The following is a 22071-nucleotide window of genomic DNA, read 5'->3' on the forward strand; positions in this document are numbered from 1 at the left end:
CATGAGCGGCTATGTCAGCAGGTTCGAGGGGCGCCAAGGCACTGTCGAACCCTTGGGAGAACAGGGGCGAACGGTCTCCGCCGCAGCGACCGAAGCGGTCTCGATCGAGCTGCGGCGGGTCGAGCAATCCTTCGGTCAAAACCGGGTCCTTCGTGGCATCGACCTTGACGTCCTGGCCGGACAGTTCCTGGCGATCGTCGGCAAGAGCGGCTGCGGCAAAAGTACCTTGTTGCGCCTGCTCGTCGGGCTGGACCGCCCGACCGCCGGCTCGCTTCGCTTCGCCGATCGATCGGGAAACACGGTGGAGGCCAATGCGCGCATCGTCTTCCAGGAGCCTCGGCTGCTTCCCTGGGCGAGGGTGGTCGACAATGTGGCGGTTGGCCTCGGCCAGGATATCGACAAGGATACGGCGCGCGTGAAAGCGCTAATGGCGCTGGACGACGTACAATTGACCGACAAGGCGGATCAATGGCCGGCGCGGCTCTCCGGCGGCCAGCGGCAACGGGTGGCGCTCGCTCGCTCGCTCGTCAGCCGCCCCGGTCTGCTGGTTTTCGACGAACCGCTCGGTGCGCTCGACGCATTGACGCGCATCACGATGCAGGAACTCGTCAGCCGGGTCTGGCGGGAGTTGGGATTCACGGCGGTCCTGGTGACCCATGATGTCAGCGAGGCGGTGCATCTGGCCGACCGGGTGATTGTCCTCGACGGCGGCAAGGTGGCGCTCGATCTCGAAATTCCGACGGAGCATCCGCGGCGCCATGGCGATCCGGGTCTCGCCGTGTTCGAGCGCCGCCTGCTGGACGCCATCCTCGGCTGACGACGCCCGGGCCTTGCCCGCTACAGCGATCGGATCGTGATCGTCCGCGTCGTGGCGAAGCGCATCGCCAAGATTTTCTGGACGATCCTTTCCGCCTGGGCGGCGATCTCCGGCACCCCTGTGAGTTCGCCGAAGGCGCCGCGCGCCGGCGGTCCGGCGATGAACAGATCCTCCACCGGGTAGCCGTCCCGCGCCACGGCCCGGCTGTCTTGATCGCATGCGATGCCGAGACCGCGCGGGTCCTTCCTCAGGAGGCCGGAGCCTTTCAGATCGGCAAGACAGCTTTGGCGACCGATCACGTTGCCGTGGTCGGGTCCGGTCGCCGCGATGATCCATTGTGCAGCGTGGCGCACCACAATCCCATGTGGCTTCGTCGCAATATCGACGGCGATTTCAGCGTGGCCCGGGCGGACCGCGACGATCCGACCCGCACGGCTTCGCAGGCGTCCCGCCGCTCTTTCGCGCTCGACAAGTTCGGCGATCTGCGGCGACATGCGAAAGCGATGCGCTTCGAAGCGTCGGCGAAGGTGGCGCAGGATGCGGCGCTGTTCGACGAGCGGCAATGCCTGCCAGATGGTTTGGCCCTGGTGACGCAAGGCGTCGAAGACGCTCTGCCAGGGCAGGCCGGCTTCGGTCACCTCTTCAAGGGCGAAGCGCACCCGCTCGAGAAGCGAAAGGGCGGTGTTCGGGAGACCGATAAGGAAGTCGCCATGCGGCGCGAAATCGCCGGATGCCTGTGGCTGCGGCAGCTGTCCCGTTCGTGACAGGAGCGTCACCTCCGAGCGATGGCCTTGCGCGTGCAAGGCACCCACGGCGTCGAGCGCCGTCAGGCCGGCACCGACGACGAGGACCTTATCGTCCTGTCCTATCGGCCGGAGGGCGCCGGACCGCAAAGGGTCCGGTATGAAGCGAGCGTCGCAGCCAAGATGGTAGGAAAGCACGTCCGGCGGCGTCGGCGGCGGATGGCCGGTCGCGATCACGACGATATCGGCCTGCACCGCTGCGCCGCCATTTCCCTCGATCTGCCAGCGGCCGTGCCGGCGGCAGATTCGCTCAGCGCGCTCGCGGACATGCCTGACGCTTCCCCTGTCGAGGAAGGGCTGGATCTGCTCGGCCATGAACGCTGCGAAATCGGCCCGGCGTGCATAGATCCCGCCATCTGCCACGGCATCGGGGTCCAGATCGAAACGCCCGGAGCCCGACAGCCAATGGACGAAGGCTTGCGGGTCGCCGGGCACGGCGCGCATACGGTGAGCCGCGACGTTTAGGCGGAGCGAGGGATCATCGGTATCATAGGCCAAGCCGGCGCCGAGGCCGGCGCGGGGCTCGAAGATGATGATGTCGTCAGGCCCGTATTGACCATTCACGGCAAGAAGGCGGGCAAGGCTTGCTCCGGTGAAGCCTCCGCCGATGATTGCTACTCTGCTGGTGGTCGGAGCCGGCGCGATGTCCTTCGGCAATGGCAGCGTTATTCTCAGCATTCCGATCTCCCTTCGGTTGGAGCGGCGGCCTTGAAGTGCCTCGTACGAGCGGATAGTTATATTTTCTATAAAATATATAGACTAAAGAACCGGATGTCTACCGGCGGCGCGCCGTCGCTGTTACCAATCGGGAAATCGTGGATCTGCCGAATAGAGGAGCGGAAAAATGTCGGTTCAGCCTTCAGTACGAGCCTTCGAGATCGAGGAGAACGCCAGCCGGTCCACGAATCGGCCGGCCGATGCCGACAGTCTGAAGGCGGCATTGCGCGCCTTGGGCGGCGGCGTCAGCATCATAACCGCGGGAGAAGGGGAGGCGCGGACCGGGGCGACCGTCACCTCGGCCACCGCCCTCTCGGTCGAGCCGCCGCGTATGCTCGTCTCCCTCAATCGTGCGTCATCGACGTGGCCGGTCGTCGAGCGGTTCGGTCATTTCTGCGTCAACATCGTCGGCGAACAGCACGAGTTCCTCGCCAACCAGTTCGCCGGCCGTGGCGGGCTCAAGGGGCCGGACCGCTACCGTGGCGGCGAATGGACCCGCCTTGCCAGCGGCGCGCCGGTGCTTCAGGATGCGGTGGCGGCGATCGACTGCGAGGTGGAAGAGGCAATCGAAAGGCACAGCCACGCAATCGTGCTCGGCCGTGTGGTCGGCATCCGTATTGGCGGGGGTGAAACCCTAATCTATCGGGAGGGCCGGTACTTTGCACTGTCGCGATAGGGCATTCGTCGAGCGATGTGGCCGAGCACTTGTAATGCACAGTTTACATCGAAATTATTGACGAACGAGCAGAATGCGGCGACACTGCGCGCCGACCCATGAAGGGCTCAACGGGAGGAACGCCGAAATGCCGCTCGGTATTGTGAACTTCTCCTTCGACCTGTTCGCACCTTGGCGCGAGCAGTTTCGTATCCGCTCCGAAAGCGCACCGAGGAAAGCTGCCGACGAGACAAGGACCGACACGGTCGACCGCAGCGACGAGGAGCAGGAGCGCCGCCAGGCCCTGTTCTGGGGACTGTTCCCGGTTCTCTGAGGCGGAATGGCGAGCGATGTATGCGGCCTCTGTGCAGATCGCAGTCCGGCCAATGGAATGGAGCCTCGCCGCGAGCCATCATCCTACGATGCCGCGCCTAATGTCGGACGCGCCGCCTTTGCGATCGATCCGCCGGTTCCAGCTGAGCCCGCATCAGTAAGGATGCACGAGATGGGGTCCATTACACATCTGCATGAGCGTTTTCGGCCGGTGCCGCTTCGCATAGCGTCCGACGAGGAGGTATTGACGGCGGCCGGCGAGCTCGTGGCGCTTGGCGCCGAGGCTCCCGCCATTGTCCTGGCGGACGCGCTGGTGCGGTCCGGCCTGCTCGCGATCTCCATCCCCTCCGATTTCGACGGTGCGGACGTTTCGAACGGGCTGATAGCCGACGCCGTGTCGAAGATCGCCGAAGTGCAACCCGCTGCGGCCGGTGCCCTCGTTCATCATTATCGCGCCCTAGAATTGGTTCGTAACGCCGGCAGCGAAGAGCAGCGGCGCAGCATCTATTCGCATGTGGCGTCCGGTGAGAGGCTGTCGGCCGCAGCCCCGAGCGATCAGGGCACGCCACGCTACGTGCCCGATGGCATCGGCTTCAAGTTGACCGATGCGCTCGAGGCCGCCTGTCTCGGCGAACCGGATTGGTTCGCCGTCCTGGCACTGAACGACGCCGAGGCGTCGAGCCTGTTGCTCGTCCAGCGTGGCCGCACGGAAACCCGTGTCGTGCACACCGGCGAGCCGGCACTTTATCGGCTCGGCGAGGCGCATGTGCCGGCCGACGCGGTGCTTGCCCTCAATCGCGATGCGCTTCTGCTTGCCCGATCGCTCGGAACGATCCTGCAGGCCGCGGTCGTCCTTGGCGAGAAGCGCCGGCAACTGGCCGGCAATCTGAACATGTGGCGCGACGGCCGGCCTTCCAGCGACCGGCCCTGGGACGAACGGATCGGGCGGTTCCAAGTTGAGATCGAGACCTTAGCGGCGTTGATCGACCGAGCTTCGACCGCCCTCGACCTCGCGCAGGTGAACTCCACGCCCGCCGCAGTCGCGGCCGTGGGTAGGCTAGCGACGACGATCGAAATCGCCTTTCCGTTGGAAGTCACGCGCGGCACCGGGCACCTGCTTGCGGAGCTCGGGCGCATGCTGTTCACCTGAGTGAACGCGGGATCACTCGCCGGCGATGAGCGCTTCCTCGACCGTCTTCGTCCGGTCCTTTGAGACGAACTGCGCAAGCGTCATGTTGTCGAGGATGGTGGCGATTGCGTCGCGAACCTCCGTCATCGACAGGCGAACCTGACAGCCGACCGGATCGTTGCAATCGTCGCAGGCCTCGAAGGCCGTTCGGCTCGCACAGCGGATCGGGGCAAGCGGACCGTCAAGCGCGCGGATGACCTGGCCGATCATGATCTCCGTGGCGGGCTTCGACAGCGAATAGCCGCCGTTGGGGCCCTTCTTCGAGCGCAGGATGCCGGTGTTGCGCAGTTCCAGGAGGATGGTGTCGAGGAACTTCTTCGGAATATTGTTGCGCGTCGCAATCTCCGTCACGAACGCGGTTTCTCCAGGACCAAGGCGCGCCAGATCAACAAGCGCCTTCAATCCGTACTTGCCTTTTTTCGTAAGCATCGTGGCACTCGGATGGTGTCGATCGCGCACGCGCCGGATGGCGCGCGGGCACGTCCATTATTTCTCACTAAGTAAATAGTTTTTGGTGAATTAATCTGCAAGCCAGTTTCACTGAAACTGCTACTCCACGGCGATGAATTTTAGGTCACTCCCGTAAGAATCCTTGATTTGACCTGTGTCGCAGGCGGCGTGTGCAAAAAAAGCGGGACATTGCGCCCTCATTTGCTCGCCTCGACTGTCAGGGCCCTGTGCCGAAGAAGGCGAGGCGGGTGAACAGGACGTAGTTCGACTCCGACGCCATCAGCGCCACGAAGACCAGGACCAAGAGCGGCGGCAGCAGGATGGCATAGGTGAGCGCGAGCCGCTCCCAGGCCATGTGCATGAACACCGCCACGATCAATCCGGCCTTCAGCATCATGAAGATCAGGATCAGCGACCAGCGGAGATAGCCCTGCAGGCCGAAATAATCGACCAGGTAGGAAAAGGCGCTGAGCACGAAGAGCAGGCCCCAGACCAGCAGGTAGAGCTTGATCGGGTGCTGCTGCTGTTCCGTATGTGCCGTATGTTGCGCGGCTTGAGCCTCTGCATGCGCCATGGTGCCCTCCTCACCAGAGATAGAAGAACGCGAAGATGAAGACCCAGACGAGGTCGACGAAGTGCCAGTAGAGGCCGGTGATCTCGACGATCTCGTAGCGGCCCTTGCGGCTGGTGAAGAAGCCGGGCCGCTCCGTGTCGAAATCGCCGCGCCAGACCTTGCGGGCGACGATCAGCAGGAAGATCACGCCGAAGGTGACATGGGTGCCGTGGAAGCCGGTGATCATGAAGAAGGAGGAGCCGAACTGCGCCGCTCCCCAGGGGTTGCCCCAGGGCCGCACGCCTTCGGCGATCAGTTTCGACCACTCGAATGCCTGCATGCCGACGAAAGTGGCGCCGAACAGGGCGGTCACCAGCATGAGAATTGCGGTCTTCCTGCGGTCGCGGCGATAACCGCAATTGACCGCCATCGCCATGGTGCCGCTCGAGGAGATCAGCACGAAGGTCATGATCGCGATCAGGATCAGCGGCATATGCGTTCCGCCGATCTCCAGCGCGAAGACTTCGCTCGGGTTCGGCCAGGGGACGGTGGTGGACATGCGCGCCGCCATATAGGCGAGCAGGAAGCAGCCGAAGACGAAGGTGTCGCTGAGGAGGAAGATCCACATCATGGCCTTCCCCCAGGAGACGTTCTTGAACGTCCGCTGGTCCGAGGCCCAGTCCGACGCCAGCCCGGCCAGGCCGGCCGGGCGGGGAAGCGTTTCTGCGGCGGGGGTCTTGATCGGGGCAGACATTGTCAGCGGTTCCTATGTCAGGAGTTGGCGGCAGAAATCGACGACGTCGCTGGCCCAGCCGGAAAAGAGGCCGAAGAGCACCAGCCAGACGAACAGCATGAAATGCCAGTAGATGGCGCAGAGCTCGACTGTCAGGCGTATTCTGCGGTCGAGCGGTCCGCCCCAGGCGCGGACAGTGAGCCGGCCGAGCGCGGCAAGTCCGCCGACGATGTGCAGGCCGTGCATTCCGGTCAGCAGGTAGAAGAAGCTGTTGGCGGGATTTCCGGCCAGGAAATAGCCGGCAGCCGTCAGTTCGCGCCAGGCGAATAGCTGTCCGACGAGGAAAGCGAGGCCGGCGGCCAGCGCTGCAAGCAGGGCGGTTCTGGTCGCCTCGTCGTGGCGCTTCTGGGCCTCGACCTTTGCCCGGTGCAGCGTGATGCTGCCGGCGGCCAGAATGCCGGTATTGACCCAGAGCAGAGCGGGCAGGGGAAGGGAGCCCCAGTCGGACGAGGCCATCCGCATGAAATAGGCGCTGATGGCGAGCGAGAACAGCGCGCCGACGACACCGAGGAAGACGCCGAGCCCGATCTTTGCCGCTGGCAGCGGCGCGCCGCTCCGGCGGTCGTAGACGTGGCCGACTTCGAGCCAGGGGCGCGAAGCGAGCCGTTGCCGGGCAAGCCACCAGACGATGACGGCGGCGACCAGCGTGAGGAAGATGACAGCGACGCTCATGAAGCCGCCTCATGACCGACGCGGCTCGGCGTCGGCTGGTTCTGCGGGATGAAATCCTCCGGTGCCCCCGGAACGCTGTAATCGTAAGCCCAGCGATAGACGACCGGCAGCTGATGACCCCAATTGCCGTGCGGCGGCGGCGTCTCCGGCGTCTGCCACTCGAGCGTTGTCGCCCGCCACGGATTGCCGCCGGCTTCGCGGCCGTGGCGCAGGCTCCAGACGAGATTGAACAGGAAGACGATCTGGGCGGCGCCGACGATCAGCGCCATGACGCTGATGAAGGCGTTGAGGCTGTGGACCGAGTCCTGCACGAAAGCCATTTCGCCGAGGTCGTAGTAGCGGCGCGGCACGCCGACGAGGCCGACATAGTGCATCGGGAAAAAGATCAAATACGCGCCGATGAAGGTGACCCAGAAGTGGATCTGGCCAAGCGCTTCATTGAGCATGCGGCCGGTGATCTTCGGATACCAATGATAGATCGCACCGAAGATGACCATGATCGGCGCCACGCCCATCACCATGTGGAAATGCGCGACGACGAACATCGTGTCGGAGAGCGGCACGTCGACGACGACATTGCCGAGGAAGAGGCCCGTCAGCCCGCCATTGACGAAGGTGACGATGAAGGCCAGCGAAAACAGCATCGGCAAGGTCAGGTGGATATTGCCGCGCCAGAGGGTCAGTACCCAATTGTACACCTTGATCGCCGTCGGCACGGCGATGATCAGCGTCGTGGTGGCGAAGAAGAAGCCGAAATAGGGATTCATCCCGCTCACATACATGTGGTGCGCCCAGACGATGAAGGAGAGGCCGCCGATGATGACGATCGCCCAGACCATCATCCGGTAGCCGAAGATGTTCTTGCGCGCGTGGGTGCTGATCAGATCGGAAACGATGCCGAAGGCGGGGAGCGCGACGATGTAGACCTCCGGGTGCCCGAAGAACCAGAAGAGATGCTGGAACAGGATCGGGCTGCCGCCGCCATGCTGCAGCTGCTCGCCCATTTCGACGATCGCCGGCATGAAGAAGCTGGTGCCGAGCAGCCGGTCGAACAGCATCATCACGCAGGCGACGAATAGCGCGGGAAAGGCAAGCAGCGCCATCACCGTCGCCGTGAAGATGCCCCAGACGGTCAGCGGCAGGCGCATCAGCGTCATGCCGCGGGCGCGGCCCTGGAGTACCGTTACGACATAGTTGAGGCCGCCCATGGTGAAGCCGATGATGAAGATGATCAGCGACGCGAGCATCAGGATGATGCCCCAATCCTTGCCGCCCGGCGTGCCGGAAAGCACGGCCTGCGGCGGATAGAGCGTCCAGCCGGCGCCCGTCGGTCCGCCGGGTGCGAAGAAACTCGCGACCAGCACCAGCACGGCGAGCAAATAGATCCAATAGCTCAGCATGTTGGCGTAGGGGAACACCATGTCGCGGGCGCCGACCATCAGCGGAATGAGATAATTTCCGAAGCCGCCGAGGAAGAGCGCGGTCAAGAGGTAGATCACCATGATCATGCCGTGCATGGTGATGAACTGGTAATAGGCATCGGCATCGATAAAGTCGAACGTGCCGGGAAAGCCGAGCTGCAGGCGCATAAGCCAGGACAGCACCAGCGCCACCATGCCGATGGCGATCGCGGTCGTCGCATATTGGATGGCGATGATCTTCGCATCCTGGCTGAAGACGTAGCGCGTCCACCAGCTGTGCGGATGGTAGAGCTCAACATCCTCGACTTCGGGAGGCGGAAGCGCCTCGCCAATACCGGACCGGACATCGACCATCATAATCCTCCCAGGTCGCTACGCCACGGCGCCTCCTACTGCGCCGCTGCGGCGGCAACCGTTGCCGCCGGGCTAGTTTCGGACGATGCGGATAGTTGCGAAAAACTCTGCTGCTCGGCGAGCCAGGTCCGATAGTCTTCCTCGGTATCGACCACGACGGTGCCGCGCATCTGCGGATGGCCGACGCCGCAGAGCTCGGCGCAGAGGATTTCGAAGGTGCCGGTGCGCGTCGGGGTGAACCAGAAATAGGTCACCATGCCCGGCACCATGTCCATTTTGGCGCGGAATTCCGGTACGTAGAAATCGTGCAGCACATCGACGGAGCGGAGCAGCACCTTCACCGGCTTGCCGACGGGAAGGTGAAGCTCGCCGCCCTCGATGATCAGGTCGTCGAGGCTGGCGGCGTCGTTCCGGTTGAGGCCGAGCGTGTTTTCCGGCGTAATGTCGCGGGTTTCGCTGGTGCCGAGCCGCCCGTCCGCGCCGGGAAGCCGGAAGCTCCAGAGCCATTGCGCTCCGATCACCTCCACTTCCGAAGCACCCTGCGGGACGGTGATGTACTGGTTCCAGACGAACAGGCCGGGCGCCAGCATCGCCGCGACGCCCAGCGTCGTGCTCGTCGCCAGCCAGCCTTCGAGCTTCCTGTTCTCGGGCTCATAGGCGGCGGTGTTGCCGGGACGATGGCGGAAACGCAGAACGCAATAGGCCATGAACAGGACCACGGCGGTAAAGGCAATGCCGGTGATCCAGAAGGTGATGATGATGGTATTGTCTATGTAATTCCAGTTGGAGGCGATCGGCGTCCACCACCAAGGACTGAGCAAATGGAACAACACTGATCCGGCGGCCAACACAACCAGAATCACTACCACCGCCATTTTCTGTCCCTCCCCGCCGCGATTGGCCGTGAGACGAATACGCAATCCGCGGCGTTCCGATCAGAATTATTGCACGAACGGATAATACTGGCAAATCCTCGGTAAGGCGGAGAATTCTGCCTACCCGGGAGATGCTCCTATTTGGGGTGTTGCTTGAGATAGGCGATCACATTGGCGATCTCATCGTCCTTCTTGAGGCCGGGGAAGACCATCTTGGTGCCTTTGACCTTGGCTTTGGGATCTCGGAGATACTCATTCAGCGCCGCCTCGTCCCAGACGAGCCCGTTCTTGCCCGCATCGACCATGGCTTTCGAATATTTGAAGTTCGCATGAGTTCCGGCGGTTCGGCCGATGACGCCCATGAGCGATGGCCCGACCCTATTCTGATCCTTGTCCACGACGTGGCAGGCGGAGCATTTCTTGAAGACGGTGGCGCCGGCCTCGGCGTCGCCCTCCTGCGCCTGTCCGGCGGTCGGACAGAGAAGGAGTGCCGAAAAAGACAGGGCAACAACTGCAATTCGCATGATACTTCCCCATTTTCGCCCGGCGCGGGCAAAGAAGAGTATCGTCAATCGTGGCTTTGGATGGTGCTTGCTCTCTAAGAATGCGCGCCGGAGCGGTTGATACTTGCGACAAAAAGAAGCTAGTCCACACCGGGGAGAAGTCAATTGCTCCTTCGGGATAGAGACGGATAGGGCGCCCGTCAGACGCGGGTCCCCTCGCTGTCGAAGAAGTGCAGGCTGTGCGCCGGGAAGTGGACGGGGATGGTGCCGGAGGCGGTCAGGAAGGAGCGATCGTTGGTGAAGACCTTAAAGCCCGCCCGCCCGAGCGAGAGGTGCAGGATGATGCCGAAGCCGGTCGGCTCGACGAGGTCGACGGCGGCGAGCAGCGTCTCCGGTCCATGGCCGGCAAGCACGATGTGCTCCGGGCGGATGCCGAGCGTCGCCCTGGCGTTGTTCGCAAGCGGGGGAGATGCGTCGAGGGGAATTCCGATGTCTCCGGCGATTTCGAACAGCGGCCCGTCGGCAGCGCGACAGGTGCCCTCGAAAAAGTTCATGCCGGGCGATCCGATGAAGCCGGCAACGAAGAGATTGGCGGGACGGTCGTAGAGGTCCAGCGGACTGCCGACCTGCTGGACGACGCCGGCATTCATGGCGACGATCCGGTCGGCGAGCGTCATCGCCTCGATCTGGTCATGCGTCACGTAGATCGAGGTGGCGCCGAGATCCTTGTGCAGCTTCTTGATTTCGGCGCGCATCTGCTCGCGCAGCCGTGCGTCGAGATTGGAGAGCGGCTCGTCGAAGAGGAAGGCCTTCGGCTGGCGCACGATGGCGCGGCCCATGGCGACGCGCTGGCGCTGACCGCCTGAAAGCGCTTTCGGCCGACGCTCCAGCAGCGGCTCGAGGCCAAGCTTGGCGGCGGCACCGGTCACCACGGTTGCGATCCTCTCCTTCGGCGTCTTGCGAAGCCTCAGGCTGTAACTCATGTTCCGGGCGACCGACATGTGCGGATAGAGCGCGTAGGACTGAAACACCATGGCAATATCGCGGTCCTTTGGTGCGAGCTCGTTCACCCGCTTGCCGGCGATGCGGATCTCGCCGCCGGTGACGCTTTCAAGCCCGGCGATCATCCGCAGCAAGGTCGACTTGCCGCAGCCGGACGGGCCGACGAGGACGACGAATTCGCCGTCGCGGATCTTGAGGTCGACGTCGTGCAGCACCGGGTGGACGCCGTAGGATTTCTGGATATTGGCGATGTCGATGGAAGCCATGAGCAATCCTCAGCCTTTGACCGCGCCGGCCGTGAGGCCCTGGACGAGATAGCGTTGAATGAGCAGGAAGAAGAGGCAGGCCGGGATCAGCGCCAGCACGCCGGCAGCCATCATCTGGCCGAAATCGACCGAGAATTTCGAGACGAAGGAGAGGAGCCCGACCGGGAAGGTCGCCTGATCGTTGCCGGAGATCAGCATGAGCGAGAAGAGCAGTTCGCTCCAGGCGGCGGTGAAGACGAAGCCTAGCGTTGCGGCGATGCCGGGCAAGGTCAGCGGCAGGATGATCTGGCGGAAGGCGACGAATTGCGTGGCGCCGTCGATCATCGCCGCCTCTTCCAGATCCTTCGGAATGCCGTCGAAGAAGGATTGCATCAGGAAGGTGGCGAAGGGCACGTTGAAGGCGCTGTAGACGATGACGAGGCCCGTCAGGCTGTTGGTGAGCCCGAGCGGCGAGAGGATCTTGAAGATCGGCGCGACGAGCATGACCAGTGGGAACATCTGCGTCAAAAGCATCAGCGTCACCAGCCAGTATTTGCCGCGGAAGCGGAAACGCGACAGCGCATAGCCGGAAAGCGAGGCAAGGATCGTCACGACGACCGCCGTCGAGCCGGAGACGATCAGGCTGTTGCGAAAGAAAACCGGAAAGGCGCTGTGCCGCAGCACGAAGTCGAAGTGCTCGAGGCTGGCGCGCGACGGCCAGAGGCGGATGCCTTCGGAATAGAGCAGGTCGTTGGGCGTCACCGCGACCTTCAGCAGCCAGAAGAGTGGAAAGAGGGCAAAGGCAATATAGGTCAGGATCGCAAGGCGGTGCGCGACGGTGAGGAGGGCTGACTTGACGCGCATCGGTTCAATCCTTGCTCAGGAGCCATTGCCGCAGGATGACGATCAGCAGCGAATAGGCCAGCAGCAGCGCCAGGAGCACCAGCGCGATCGCCGAGGCGTAGCCGAAATCGAGCCGCTTGAAGGCCTGGGTGAAGATGTAGCTGGCGACGATCTGGGTCCGGTCGGCCGGACCGCCATTGGTCATGACGATGATCAAGTCGGCGAAGTTCGAGATCCAGACGGTGCGCAACAGAATGGTGATTGCGATCGTCGGCGCGAGGAAAGGCAGGGTGATCGACAGGAAGCGCTGAAAGGCGCCGGCGCCGTCTATGCTCGCCGCTTCGTAGAGGTCGCGCGGGATCGCCTGCAGGGCGGCAAGCAGGGTAATTGCGAAGAAGGGAATGCCCCACCAGATATTGGCGACGATCGGTCCCCACATGGCAAGCTGCGGATCCGACAAGATGTTCGCCGGCTGGCTCATGATCCCGAGCGCATAGAGCCAGTGCGGCAGCGGCCCGACGACCGGGTTGAAGAGCCAGGCCCAGTTGAGGCCGGCAAGGAAGCTCGGCACCGCCCAGGGCAGGAAGACGAGCGCCTGGGCGATGGCGCGGCCGCGAAACGGTTTGTCGAGCAGCAGCGCCAGAATCAATCCAAAGGCAAACTGAAGAAGAACGGATGCACCGGTCCACCAGAGCGTGTTGCGCAGCGAGCGGAAAAAGGCCTGGTCTTGAGAGAGCGCCCGAAAATGATCGAGTCCAATGAAGGCGCCGGAGAAGGGATTGAGGAGCTGCACGTCGCGGAACGCATAGGAGACGCCGAGCACCAGCGGCACCAGCATCACCGTGACGATCAGGATCAGCGCCGGCGCACTGTAAAGATAGGGCGCCGATGCGTCCGCGATGCGCTTCATCAGCGGCCGGCGGCTTGCGGACTGGCGCTGTTGGCGTGCGGCATAATCCATCGATCGGAGTTCCTCCTGGCCGCCCCGCGGGCGGGCGCAGTCCATGTTGATGAAGGGCGGCAGGCTACCCTCTCGCCCTTCATGTCGGATCACTTCTTGTTGGCCAGATATTTCTGCTGTGCCTTGGTCAGGTAGTCCGCCCATTGATTGGCGAGCTCTTCCGGCGTGATATCGCCGAGGAGCGCTTCCTGGCTCGTCTTGATGGCGAGTGAATCCTTGAAGAAGGCGAATTCCTCGAGGTAGGTCGGCATGACGGTCAGCACGACGTCTTTGTCGGCCAGTTCGTCGAACCAGCCCTTGAACTGCGGGCCCGAATAGAAGGGGTCCTTCTCTGCGGACTTGTGGACCGGCAGCGCGCCGGTGCGCTTGTTCCACTCGATGTTGCCTTCCGGCCCTTCGAGCGTCTCGATCAGCTTCCAGGAGAGGTCCTTGTTCTGGCTTGCCGAAAGCATCGACCAGCCGGCGAAGCCGATCGTCGTGAAGGCCTTGCCGCTCGGGCCCTTGGGCATGGTGGTGACGCCGAAATCCTCCGGCTTCATGCGCTGGGCGATGGCGATCAGCGCGTCCGGATCCTGGTCGAGGAAGGCGCAGGTGCCGCTATAGAAGCCGGCGACGATTTCGTTGAAGCCCCAGTTGACGCTGTCCTTCGGCGCCAGACCCTTTTTGTAGAGGTCGATCACCCAGGTGAGGCCCTTGATCCAGCCCTCGCTGTTCATCGTCGAGGTGCCGTCCTCCTTGAAGAAGGTGTTGTCGCCGGCCATGGTGGCGCCGAACATCACCCAACCATTGAGGCCGCCCGGGCCGCCGCGCAGGCAGTAGCCGGATTTGCCGGGCAGCTTGGAGATCGCTTCCGACGCCTTGACGAAGTCGTCCATGGTCTTCGGCGGCTCGGCAACGCCGGCTTCCGAGAGCAGTTTCTTGTTGTAGAACATCGCCCGGAGATAGAAGCCGTAGGGCAGCATATAGGCGGTATCGTTGACGTCGCGGCCGAGTTCCAGGGCGCGCTCGGTGAGGCCTGGCGTGTGCTCCCACTTGGCGAGGTAGGGTTCGAGGCTCTCCAGCATGCCGTTATTGGCGTAGAGCGACAGCCAGGTGTCCGGCATTTCCATGACGTCCGGGATTTCGCCCGCCGAGACCATCGTGGCGAATTTCTGGAAGGCTTCGCCCCAGGGCAGCGAGATGATCTCGACAGTGGTGCCGGGATTCGCCGCCTCGAATTTGGCGACGATCGACTTCAGCGTTTCGGTGCGCTCGGGGCTGGTGATGACCTCGACGAGCTTCAGCTTGGTATCAGCAAGCGCGCTGCCGGCCATCAGCGTGGCGAGCAGGGTGGCTGTGATCAGTTTCCTCATTTTTGTTCCCTTTGTCCTTGGCGTTGATCGATTTTTATTGGGGCGGGATGCGGAGAGCCGCCTTCCCGCTGGTCGTCAGCCTGGTGAAGCGGCGCCGAGCGCCGCTTCGAGATCGCTCCAGAGGGCCTCCGTTCCCTCCAGGCCGACATGGAGCCGTACCGACCGCGGAGAAATGCCGAAGGCGGCCGCGGAATTGGGTTGCGCTTTCTGCGCCAGGACGACCTCGCCCGGGACGATGAGGCTTTCGTGGCCACCCCAGGATACGCCGAGCTTGAACAGTTCCAGATGATCGGCGAAGCGGCGGATGTCGACGCCCTCGCGGAAGATGAAGGAGAACAGGCCGGAGGTACCCGAAAGACCCGGCGGCAGGTGATTGCCGAGCCCGGGGTGGCAGACGGTCTCGACCAGCGGATGCTCGAGCAGGCGGCGCGCAAGGGCAAGCGCCGAGCGCTCATGCGCCTTCATCCGGATCGGCAGGGTACGCAGGCCGCGGATTAGCAGCCAGGCATCGAAGGGCGAGAGCTTGCCGCCGAGGTAGGGATAGGCTTCGGAGCGGATGCGGCCGACGAGTTCCCTGGAGCCGGCGACGACACCGGCGACGACATCGCTGTGGCCGCTCAAATATTTCGAGGCCGAGTGGATGACGAGATCGACGCCGAGCGAAATCGGCTGCTGGAACACCGGGCTCGCCCAGCTATTGTCGATGACGGTGACGATCCCTTGCGCCCTCGCAAGTGCGGCCAGGCCCGCCACGTCATGGGTATCCATCACCCAGCTCGTCGGGCTTTCCATGTAGAAGAGCTTGGCGCCGGGAAGTGCCTTGGCAACCGCTTCCTCATCGCGCCCGTCGACATAGGTGACCTCGATGCGCATGCGCTTCAGATGCGTGCCGAACAGCCGGAAGGCATCGGGATAGAGATGCTTGACCGCGACGATGCGGTCGCCCGGCTCGACGAAGGACAGAACCGTGGAGGAGATCGCCGACATGCCGCTGGCAAAGCCGATCGCATCCTCGGCACCCTCGAGCTTCGCCAGCATCTCCTCGAACAGCCTGACGGTCGGATTGAGGCCGCGGGTGTAGATCGGCCGGACGCGTTCGCCTCGGTACGAGGCGATCATCTCGTCATAGTCCTTGAAGGTGAAGAGGGAGGTCTGGACGATCGGCGGAACGACTGCGTCGAAGGCATGGGCCTCGTCATGGGCGGCAATCAGCGAGGCTCTGTCGAACGGGTCGAGGCCGTCATTCATTTGGACATTTCCTTGATGTCTTCCTCGACGATCGCGAGAATTTTCAGTGTCTCTTCCCGGGCGGCGTTCGGGTTCTGCGAGGCGATCGCGTCGAAGAGCGTCCGGTGATACGGAAACGACCGCCGCGCGAAGTCCGGCCGGTCGAAGGGCTTTTCCCAGAAGCGCTCGAAGGCCTCGCGCATCTGCTCAAGCAATTGCCGGAAGAGCGGGTTGTGGGTCGCGTCGTAGATCGCCAGATGGAAGGCGAGGTCCTCGGGGCCGGACGTGCCCTTGGCAAGGTGAACGCGCTCCATCGCGTCGAGCTTCGTTTCGATGTTGATGAGGTCGGCCTCGGTGCGGCGCCGCGCAGCGACCATGCCGGCCTCGACCTCGATGCCGCGGCGAACTTCCAGCGTCTGCAGCAGCGCATCGCGAAGGTGCGCGGTGTCGAGGGTCAGCGGCATGTGGATGGTGGCGCCGGAAATGGCGCGCAACAGATAGGTGCCGCTGCCCTTGCGCGCCTCGACGACGCCGAGCGCCTGAAAATGGCTGATGACCTCGCGGATGGTGGAGCGCCCGACGGCGAGCGCCGCCATCAATTCGCGTTCGGCCGGAAGGCGATCGCCGGGCTTCAAGCCGGAGCGCTGGACATAGTCGGCGAGCGCGGAGATCACCTGCTGCACCCGATCGACCGGGGGCAGGGGCAGAAGCATCGCTTTCTCCGGCTCGGGCATGAACTCGCTCTCAAATTGGTCTGACATCTGAGCAATATGACAGCCGTTGCGCCGCATGGTCAAGGGGCAAGATTTGCGATATGGCTCCTACCGACAAAGACCTGCGGCAGAGGGGAATCCTCGGGGTGAGCGTCACAAAGTCCTATGCCGGCGACGGCGGCTATCCGGCGAGCTACTACGCTGCCACCCGCAACATCATCCGCACGCCGGTCAAGCTGCAGGGGCGGGTCGAAACCGATATCTGCGTCGTCGGCGCCGGTTACACAGGTCTGGCGACGGCCATTCATCTCGCCGAGAAGGGCTACAAGGTTACAGTGGTGGAGGGCGCCCAGGTGGGCTGGGGCGCTTCCGGGCGCAATGGCGGCCAGATCGTCAATGGCCTCAACGCTAGCCTCTCGACGATCCGGAGTCGCTTCGGAGAGGACGCGGCGCGCTTCATCGGCGGCCTCGTCCAGGAAGGCGGGCGGATCATCCGCCGGCTCGTCAGCCGATACCGGATCGACTGCGACCTGAAATCCGGCAACATCTACGCCGCCTATACCGGCGCGCATATGAAGGAGCTCGAGGCCAAGCAGGCGCTCTGGCGCAAATATGGCATGGACGACCACTTGCTTCTCGACCGGGAGGCGCTGCGCAAGCTCGTCGATTCCGGGGCCTATTGCGGCGGCATGCTCGATATCAGCGGCGGCCATATGCATCCGCTCAATCTGGTGCTCGGAGAGGCCCGCGCCTTCGAGAGCCTCGGCGGCACCATCTACGAGATGTCTCCAGTGGCACGCGTCGACCATAAGCGGGCGCGGCCGACCGTCCATACCAGGGAAGGTGAAGTCTCAGCCCGCCTTGTGGTGCTCTGCGGCAATGCTTATCTCGGCGATGCGGTGCCCGAGCTCGTCTCGCGCGTCATGCCCGTCTCGACGCAGATGATCACCACGGCACCGCTCGGCGAGGAACTCGCGGACGCGCTGATCCCGAGCGACATGTGCGTCGAGGATGTGCGCTACATCCTCGACTATTTCCGGCTGTCGGCCGACAAGCGGATGATCTTCGGTGGCGGCACCGTCTATGGCGGAACCGATCCGGCCGATGTGGTGGCGAAGCTCCGGCCCAATCTTGAAAAGGTCTTTCCGCGCCTGAAGGGCGTGAAGATCGACTATGCCTGGAGCGGCAATTTCGCGCTGTCCTTCACGCGCATGCCGCAGATGGGCCGCATCGGCGCCAACACATATTTCGCCCACGGCTATAGCGGTCACGGGGTGACAGGCTCGCATCTCTTCGGCCGGACGCTCGCCGAGGCGATCGACGGCGACCAGACGCGCTTCGACATGTTCGAGAAACTGCCCTGGTATCCCTTTCCTGGCGGGCGGCTGTTCCGCGCGCAGTATTCGACGATCGGCTCCTGGTGGTATTCCTTCAAGGACGCCGTCGGCTGGTAGGCTTGCGGCTGCCGGCTTCTCGCCGAAATCGATACCGCTCGCTGCAACGATGCGCTAGTATTCCGGCTCGCGGGCGGGTCGCCGCCGGCTTGACGCGGACATCAAGGGAACTTCAGGGAAGAGCTTCGAACGGGTTGCAAACCCGGGCTGCCACCGGCGTTTAGGCGTGCGGGAGCAAGTGTCGGTAAATCACCGTGCGGAGGTCGAACATGTTCATCCGCTTCGGTTATGAGATTGGCATCGATTGTCCGCAACCCACGCCGATGATGACGTTTCTGTCCGTCGCCAAGGAACGGCGCAATGCAGTCGTGACGGAGCGCGGGCCGGTCGCGTCACCGCTCATCCCGATGGAAGAAATCACCGACCCGCATCACAGTATCTGTTTGCGCATGGTTCTCTCTCAGGGTGAAACCCGGCTCGGCTACGACGCGGTGATCAGCGACGACGGGCGGCTCGACGCGTCGGATCCGCTGGCGGAGGCGGTGCCCGTCGAAAAGCTGCCTCCCTCTCTGCTACCCCACCTTTGCGCCAGCCGCTATTGTGAGACCGATCGGCTGAGCGCGCTTGCCTGGCGGCTCTTCGGCAGCATTCCGGCAGGCTGGCAACGGGTGCAGGCGATCTCAGACTATGTGCATGATCGGCTGATCTTCAGCTACGGCTATGCGCCGGCGATGCGTACGGCGCTCGAAGCGCACGAGGACCGGCTTGGGGTCAGCCGCGACTATGCCCATCTCGCCGTCGCTCTCTGCCGCTGCATGAACATGCCGGCCCGCTACGTTCACGGCTATATGGCCGACATTGGCGCTCCAAACAGCCCGGCGCCGATGGATTTCACCGCCTGGTTCGAGGTGTTCCTCGGCGACCGAAGGTACACGTTCGACGCCAAGAACAATGGCGGGCGGGCCGGCCGCATTCCTGTCGCCCGCGGCCGGGATGCGGCAGACATTCCGCTGATCCAGACCTTCGGCAAGCATCGGCTGACGCACTTCACCGTCTGGACGTCGGTGGAGCCCGACAGCCGGCTCAGCCGCTCGCACAGTTCCGCCGACGTTTCGCTGCTGACCCCGTGGTTCAGCGAGACCTGGTCGCGCCACCTTCGGGAGCGCGAACGCAACAACAGCCACTGAAGTCGGGAAACGGATTTTTCATCCCCCGCACGTTCCGGGGAAAATAATATCTATAAACTCAATGGAGAATATAGGAGAACATAGCTACAGTCGAAGGTCAGCAGCGGAGAGAAAAATGAACCCGACAAAGGCGATGACCCACTCCCGCTACGCTTTTCATGTGGCGCAGCCGACGAGGCGCCTGCCGGTCAACCTCGTTCCCCACACGATCGCCATCGTCGCAGCGTTCAGCTTCGTCTCGGCCCTCATCATCGGCGCCATCTGACCGTTCCCACCACAGCACTCTTCAGGACGCGTCGCGAACGCCGCGCTTGACGCTCGACACCGCGGCCGCGCCATCGACCCCTTGCGGGCCACGCCGCCTGCGTCGTAGCGTGCCTTGGCACGCGGGACTGCACTCGCGGCGGCTCAATCATCCGCGCTCAAAGCCGTCGCAAATGCGCGGAAGTCGCTTGCCGGCAGGTGACGATGTCCTGTCTGCCGCAAAACAAGAGACACCTTGACGGGAAGGAGGAGCGGCATGCTCGACAAACGCAAGTTCTACATCAACGGCGGATGGGTCGAACCGGCAGCACAGAACGACCTCTATGTGCTCAATCCTGCCACCGAAAAGCCGATCGCGGTGATCTCCCTCGGTACTGCAGTCGACATCGACCGGGCCGTTGCGGCCGCCAAGAAGGCCTTCGAGACCTACAGCCGGACCAGCCTGGAGGAACGGCTGGCGCTTCTTGAAAAGCTGCTGGCGATCTATGAACGCCGCTACGACGAGATGGCCGACACGATCACCGCGGAACTCGGCGCGCCGAAGACCATGAGCCGCGAGCAACAGGCCGATGTCGGCGTCGGCCACCTCAAGGGTTACATCGACGCGCTGAAGCGGCTGAAGCTGCGCGAAAAACTTCCGAACGGCGACACGCTGATGCGCGAGCCGATCGGGGTTTGCGGGCTGATCACGCCGTGGAACTGGCCGGTCAACCAGATTGCGCTCAAGGTCGTGCCAGCGCTTGCGACCGGCTGCACCTGCGTGTTGAAGCCGAGCGAGTTCACGCCGCTCAATGCCATGCTCTATGCGGAGATGATCGAAGAGGCTGGCTTCCCGCCCGGCGTCTTCAACCTCGTCAATGGCGACGGCCTTCACGCCGGCGCCGCACTGTCGAAGCACAAGGACATCGAAATGATGTCCTTCACCGGTTCGACGCGGGCCGGCATCGCCGTCAGCAAGGACGCCGCCGATACGGTCAAGCGCGTCACGCTGGAGCTCGGCGGCAAGTCGCCGAGCATCGTCTTCGCCGATGCCGATCTCGAGCAGCGGGTGACGGCCAGCATCCTCGAATGCTTCAATAATTCCGGCCAGTCCTGCGATGCGCCGACCCGCATGCTGGTGGAGCGCAGCGTCTATGACGACGTGGTGGCGATCGCAAGGCGCGTGGGCCGGGAGGCGACCGTCGGCGATCCGAGCAAGGAAGGCGCGCATTTCGGTCCGCTGGTGAGCCACATCCAGTTCGAGCGGGTGCAGGCGCTGATCGAGGCGGGCGTCGGCGAAGGGGCGCGGCTCCTCGTCGGCGGCCCCGGCAAGCCGGAGGGCTTCGAGACCGGATATTTCGTCAAACCGACGATCTTCGCGGACGTCGACAATTCGATGCGGATCGCACGCGAGGAAGTGTTCGGGCCGGTGCTGGCGATCATTCCCTTCGACACGGAGGAGGAAGCGATCGCGCTTGCCAACGACACGAACTATGGTCTCGCGGCTTATGTCCAGACGGGCGATCGGCAGCGCGCCGAGCGGGTCGCGGCGCGATTGCGGGCCGGCATGGTGCATATCAATGGCGGGCCGCACCGCTACGGCAGCCCCTTCGGCGGCTACAAGCAGTCCGGCAACGGCCGTGAGGGCGGTACCTTCGGCCTCGAGGATTTTCTCGAGGTGAAGACGGTGCATCTGCCGGACGCGGCTTGATCGGCGGCTGGAGCTCGCCGGCTGCGACGTTGTCTGCGGCTGCCAACGATTGCCTACCGGCGATTTTTCAGGGCTGTTGCTTGACCCGCAGTTCTGATAGCTGGCGGGGGCGCCTTTTGGCGCTCCCTCCCAGTCCCGGACATCACCGTGAGTCAAGCCGTCAGTTCCGCCTCCCCGCAACAGTCGCTCGCCATGGCCGCGCTGCTCATGGGCGGTGTCGCCATTGCCGGATCGCCGATCTTTGTCAGGCTCTCGGAAGTGGGGCCGATGGCAACGGCCTTCTGGCGCGTGGCGCTGGCGCTGATCCCGCTCCTTGCCTGGTCGTGGCTCGCCAAGGATACAGGCGCAGACCGGCGCCCGGAGCGCTTGTCCGACTATGCGCTGCTCGTCCTGCCGGGCGTGTTCCTCGCCATCGACCTCGGGGCGTGGCACCTCTCGCTCACCATGACCTCCGTGGCCAATGCGACGCTGCTTGCCAATCTCGCTCCGGTCTTCGTGACGCTTGCCAGTTGGGCACTGTTCCGCTCGCCGGTGAGCCGCATTTTCCTGGCCGGTCTCGTCACGGCCGTCGCCGGCGTCGTGGTGTTGAAAGGCGGCCCGGCTGCGCTTGGCGGCGGCGATCTCATCGGGGACGGCATCGCGATCGTCGCCGCGATGTTCTATGCCGGCTATATTCTTGCCATCGGGCAATTGCGCAGCCGCTTCGGCACCAACCGCATCATGATCTGGAGCACCGCCTCGGCCGCCGTCTGCACGCTCCCGATGGCAGTGCTCGCCGAGCCCGCGCTCCTGCCGCCGACGGGCTTCGGCTGGGCGATCCTTTTCGGACTCGCCTTCGTCAGTCATGCCGGCGGGCAGGTGGCGATCACCTATGCGCTCGCCTTCCTGGCGCCCGCCTTTTCATCGCTGACGCTGCTCGTGCAGCCGGTCGTGGCTGCGGTGCTCGCCTGGGTCCTGCTGAGCGAGCCCGTCGGTGTCATGCAGGCAACGGGCGGGGCGATCGTGCTCATCGGCATCCTGATCGCCCGCCGCGGCTAAGGCATGTCGCCGAAAAAGTG

Annotated in this window: 23 protein-coding genes; 9 read left to right on the forward strand and 14 right to left on the reverse strand. The window is 63.7% G+C overall.

All coding sequences use genetic code 11. The features are described 5' to 3' along the window. Nucleotide 1 precedes the first annotated feature (1 nt). On the forward strand, nucleotides 2–817 hold the full coding sequence (locus CO664_RS03290; protein WP_097525108.1) for an ATP-binding cassette domain-containing protein: 816 nt from the start codon (nucleotides 2–4) through the stop codon (nucleotides 815–817). Between the two features lie 20 nt (nucleotides 818–837). Here the strand turns inward: CO664_RS03290 and CO664_RS03295 are convergent, their stop codons facing one another. Then, a complete protein-coding gene (locus tag CO664_RS03295; RefSeq protein ID WP_097537921.1) occupies nucleotides 838–2298 on the reverse strand; it encodes an FAD/NAD(P)-binding protein in 1461 nt (486 codons plus the stop codon). Nucleotides 2299–2464: 166 nt separating this feature from the next. Between CO664_RS03295 and CO664_RS03300 the strand changes: the two genes are divergently transcribed. The 3 genes from CO664_RS03300 to CO664_RS03310 all read left to right on the forward strand — a co-directional run bounded on the left by CO664_RS03300 (nucleotide 2465) and on the right by CO664_RS03310 (nucleotide 4475). Further along, a complete protein-coding gene (locus CO664_RS03300; protein ID WP_083853871.1) occupies nucleotides 2465–3013 on the forward strand; it encodes a flavin reductase family protein in 549 nt (182 codons plus the stop codon). A 127-nt stretch (nucleotides 3014–3140) separates the two neighbouring features. Next, entirely contained in the window at nucleotides 3141–3326 is a 186-nt protein-coding gene (locus CO664_RS03305; protein WP_037414480.1) for a hypothetical protein, read from the forward strand. A gap of 171 nt (nucleotides 3327–3497) precedes the next feature. Next, entirely contained in the window at nucleotides 3498–4475 is a 978-nt protein-coding gene (locus tag CO664_RS03310) for an acyl-CoA dehydrogenase family protein (protein WP_097537922.1), read from the forward strand. A 12-nt stretch (nucleotides 4476–4487) separates the two neighbouring features. Here CO664_RS03310 and CO664_RS03315 read toward each other — a convergent pair whose 3' ends face one another. The 13 genes from CO664_RS03315 to CO664_RS03375 form a co-directional block, all read right to left on the reverse strand. Further along, nucleotides 4488–4943 carry an Rrf2 family transcriptional regulator gene (locus tag CO664_RS03315; protein WP_037387763.1) on the reverse strand — a complete coding sequence of 152 codons (456 nt, stop codon included), beginning with the start codon at nucleotides 4941–4943 and terminating at the stop codon, nucleotides 4488–4490. 238 nt (nucleotides 4944–5181) lie between these two features. After that, nucleotides 5182–5538 carry a cytochrome C oxidase subunit IV family protein gene (locus CO664_RS03320; RefSeq protein ID WP_037414483.1) on the reverse strand — a complete coding sequence of 119 codons (357 nt, stop codon included), beginning with the start codon at nucleotides 5536–5538 and terminating at the stop codon, nucleotides 5182–5184. 10 nt (nucleotides 5539–5548) lie between these two features. Further along, the gene (locus tag CO664_RS03325; protein WP_037414485.1) at nucleotides 5549–6271 is read right to left on the reverse strand and encodes a heme-copper oxidase subunit III family protein; all 723 of its coding nucleotides are present in this window, start codon (nucleotides 6269–6271) and stop codon (nucleotides 5549–5551) included. Nucleotides 6272–6283: 12 nt separating this feature from the next. Continuing rightward, nucleotides 6284–6982, reverse strand: coding sequence for a cytochrome c oxidase subunit 3 (locus CO664_RS03330; RefSeq protein WP_097537923.1), 699 nt, complete (start codon nucleotides 6980–6982; stop codon nucleotides 6284–6286). Continuing rightward, complete coding sequence (gene ctaD / locus CO664_RS03335) at nucleotides 6979–8760, reverse strand: cytochrome c oxidase subunit I (RefSeq protein WP_083853872.1); 1782 nt, start codon at nucleotides 8758–8760, stop codon at nucleotides 6979–6981. Before ctaD ends, CO664_RS03330 begins: the two co-directional genes overlap by 4 nt. A 32-nt stretch (nucleotides 8761–8792) precedes the next feature. Beyond that, nucleotides 8793–9632: a cytochrome c oxidase subunit II gene (locus CO664_RS03340; RefSeq protein WP_037414488.1), complete on the reverse strand. Its 840-nt coding sequence runs from the start codon at nucleotides 9630–9632 to the stop codon at nucleotides 8793–8795. A 137-nt stretch (nucleotides 9633–9769) separates the two neighbouring features. Continuing rightward, complete coding sequence (locus tag CO664_RS03345) at nucleotides 9770–10156, reverse strand: cytochrome c family protein (RefSeq protein WP_037414489.1); 387 nt, start codon at nucleotides 10154–10156, stop codon at nucleotides 9770–9772. Between the two features lie 179 nt (nucleotides 10157–10335). Then, entirely contained in the window at nucleotides 10336–11403 is a 1068-nt protein-coding gene (ugpC, locus tag CO664_RS03350; RefSeq protein WP_037414490.1) for a sn-glycerol-3-phosphate ABC transporter ATP-binding protein UgpC, read from the reverse strand. A 9-nt stretch (nucleotides 11404–11412) separates the two neighbouring features. Beyond that, entirely contained in the window at nucleotides 11413–12246 is an 834-nt protein-coding gene (locus CO664_RS03355) for a carbohydrate ABC transporter permease (RefSeq protein ID WP_037414491.1), read from the reverse strand. A 4-nt stretch (nucleotides 12247–12250) separates the two neighbouring features. Continuing rightward, a complete protein-coding gene (locus tag CO664_RS03360; protein WP_037414493.1) occupies nucleotides 12251–13186 on the reverse strand; it encodes a sugar ABC transporter permease in 936 nt (311 codons plus the stop codon). Nucleotides 13187–13275: 89 nt separating this feature from the next. Further along, complete coding sequence (locus CO664_RS03365; RefSeq protein ID WP_097537924.1) at nucleotides 13276–14538, reverse strand: sugar ABC transporter substrate-binding protein; 1263 nt, start codon at nucleotides 14536–14538, stop codon at nucleotides 13276–13278. Between the two features lie 75 nt (nucleotides 14539–14613). Then, on the reverse strand, nucleotides 14614–15786 hold the full coding sequence (locus tag CO664_RS03370; RefSeq protein WP_097537925.1) for a PLP-dependent transferase: 1173 nt from the start codon (nucleotides 15784–15786) through the stop codon (nucleotides 14614–14616). After that, nucleotides 15783–16499 carry a FadR/GntR family transcriptional regulator gene (locus tag CO664_RS03375; RefSeq protein WP_037414499.1) on the reverse strand — a complete coding sequence of 239 codons (717 nt, stop codon included), beginning with the start codon at nucleotides 16497–16499 and terminating at the stop codon, nucleotides 15783–15785. Before CO664_RS03375 ends, CO664_RS03370 begins: the two co-directional genes overlap by 4 nt. A gap of 80 nt (nucleotides 16500–16579) precedes the next feature. Here CO664_RS03375 and CO664_RS03380 point away from each other — a divergent pair, with 80 nt between their 5' ends. The 5 genes from CO664_RS03380 (at nucleotide 16580) to CO664_RS03400 (ending at nucleotide 22051) form a co-directional block, all read left to right on the forward strand. Next, nucleotides 16580–17932, forward strand: coding sequence for an FAD-binding oxidoreductase (locus CO664_RS03380; RefSeq protein WP_097525116.1), 1353 nt, complete (start codon nucleotides 16580–16582; stop codon nucleotides 17930–17932). A gap of 209 nt (nucleotides 17933–18141) precedes the next feature. Beyond that, nucleotides 18142–19059, forward strand: coding sequence for a transglutaminase family protein (locus CO664_RS03385; RefSeq protein ID WP_097537926.1), 918 nt, complete (start codon nucleotides 18142–18144; stop codon nucleotides 19057–19059). 115 nt (nucleotides 19060–19174) lie between these two features. Then, nucleotides 19175–19324: a hypothetical protein gene (locus CO664_RS03390; RefSeq protein WP_097525118.1), complete on the forward strand. Its 150-nt coding sequence runs from the start codon at nucleotides 19175–19177 to the stop codon at nucleotides 19322–19324. A 255-nt stretch (nucleotides 19325–19579) separates the two neighbouring features. Then, entirely contained in the window at nucleotides 19580–21013 is a 1434-nt protein-coding gene (locus CO664_RS03395) for an aldehyde dehydrogenase family protein (RefSeq protein ID WP_097537927.1), read from the forward strand. A 192-nt stretch (nucleotides 21014–21205) separates the two neighbouring features. Further along, the gene (locus tag CO664_RS03400) at nucleotides 21206–22051 is read left to right on the forward strand and encodes a DMT family transporter (protein WP_097537928.1); all 846 of its coding nucleotides are present in this window, start codon (nucleotides 21206–21208) and stop codon (nucleotides 22049–22051) included. The last annotated feature ends 20 nt before the right edge of the window (nucleotides 22052–22071 follow it).

The organism is Sinorhizobium sp. NG07B (assembly GCF_002532005.1).
Classification (GTDB): Bacteria; Pseudomonadota; Alphaproteobacteria; order Rhizobiales; family Rhizobiaceae; genus Sinorhizobium; species Sinorhizobium fredii_C.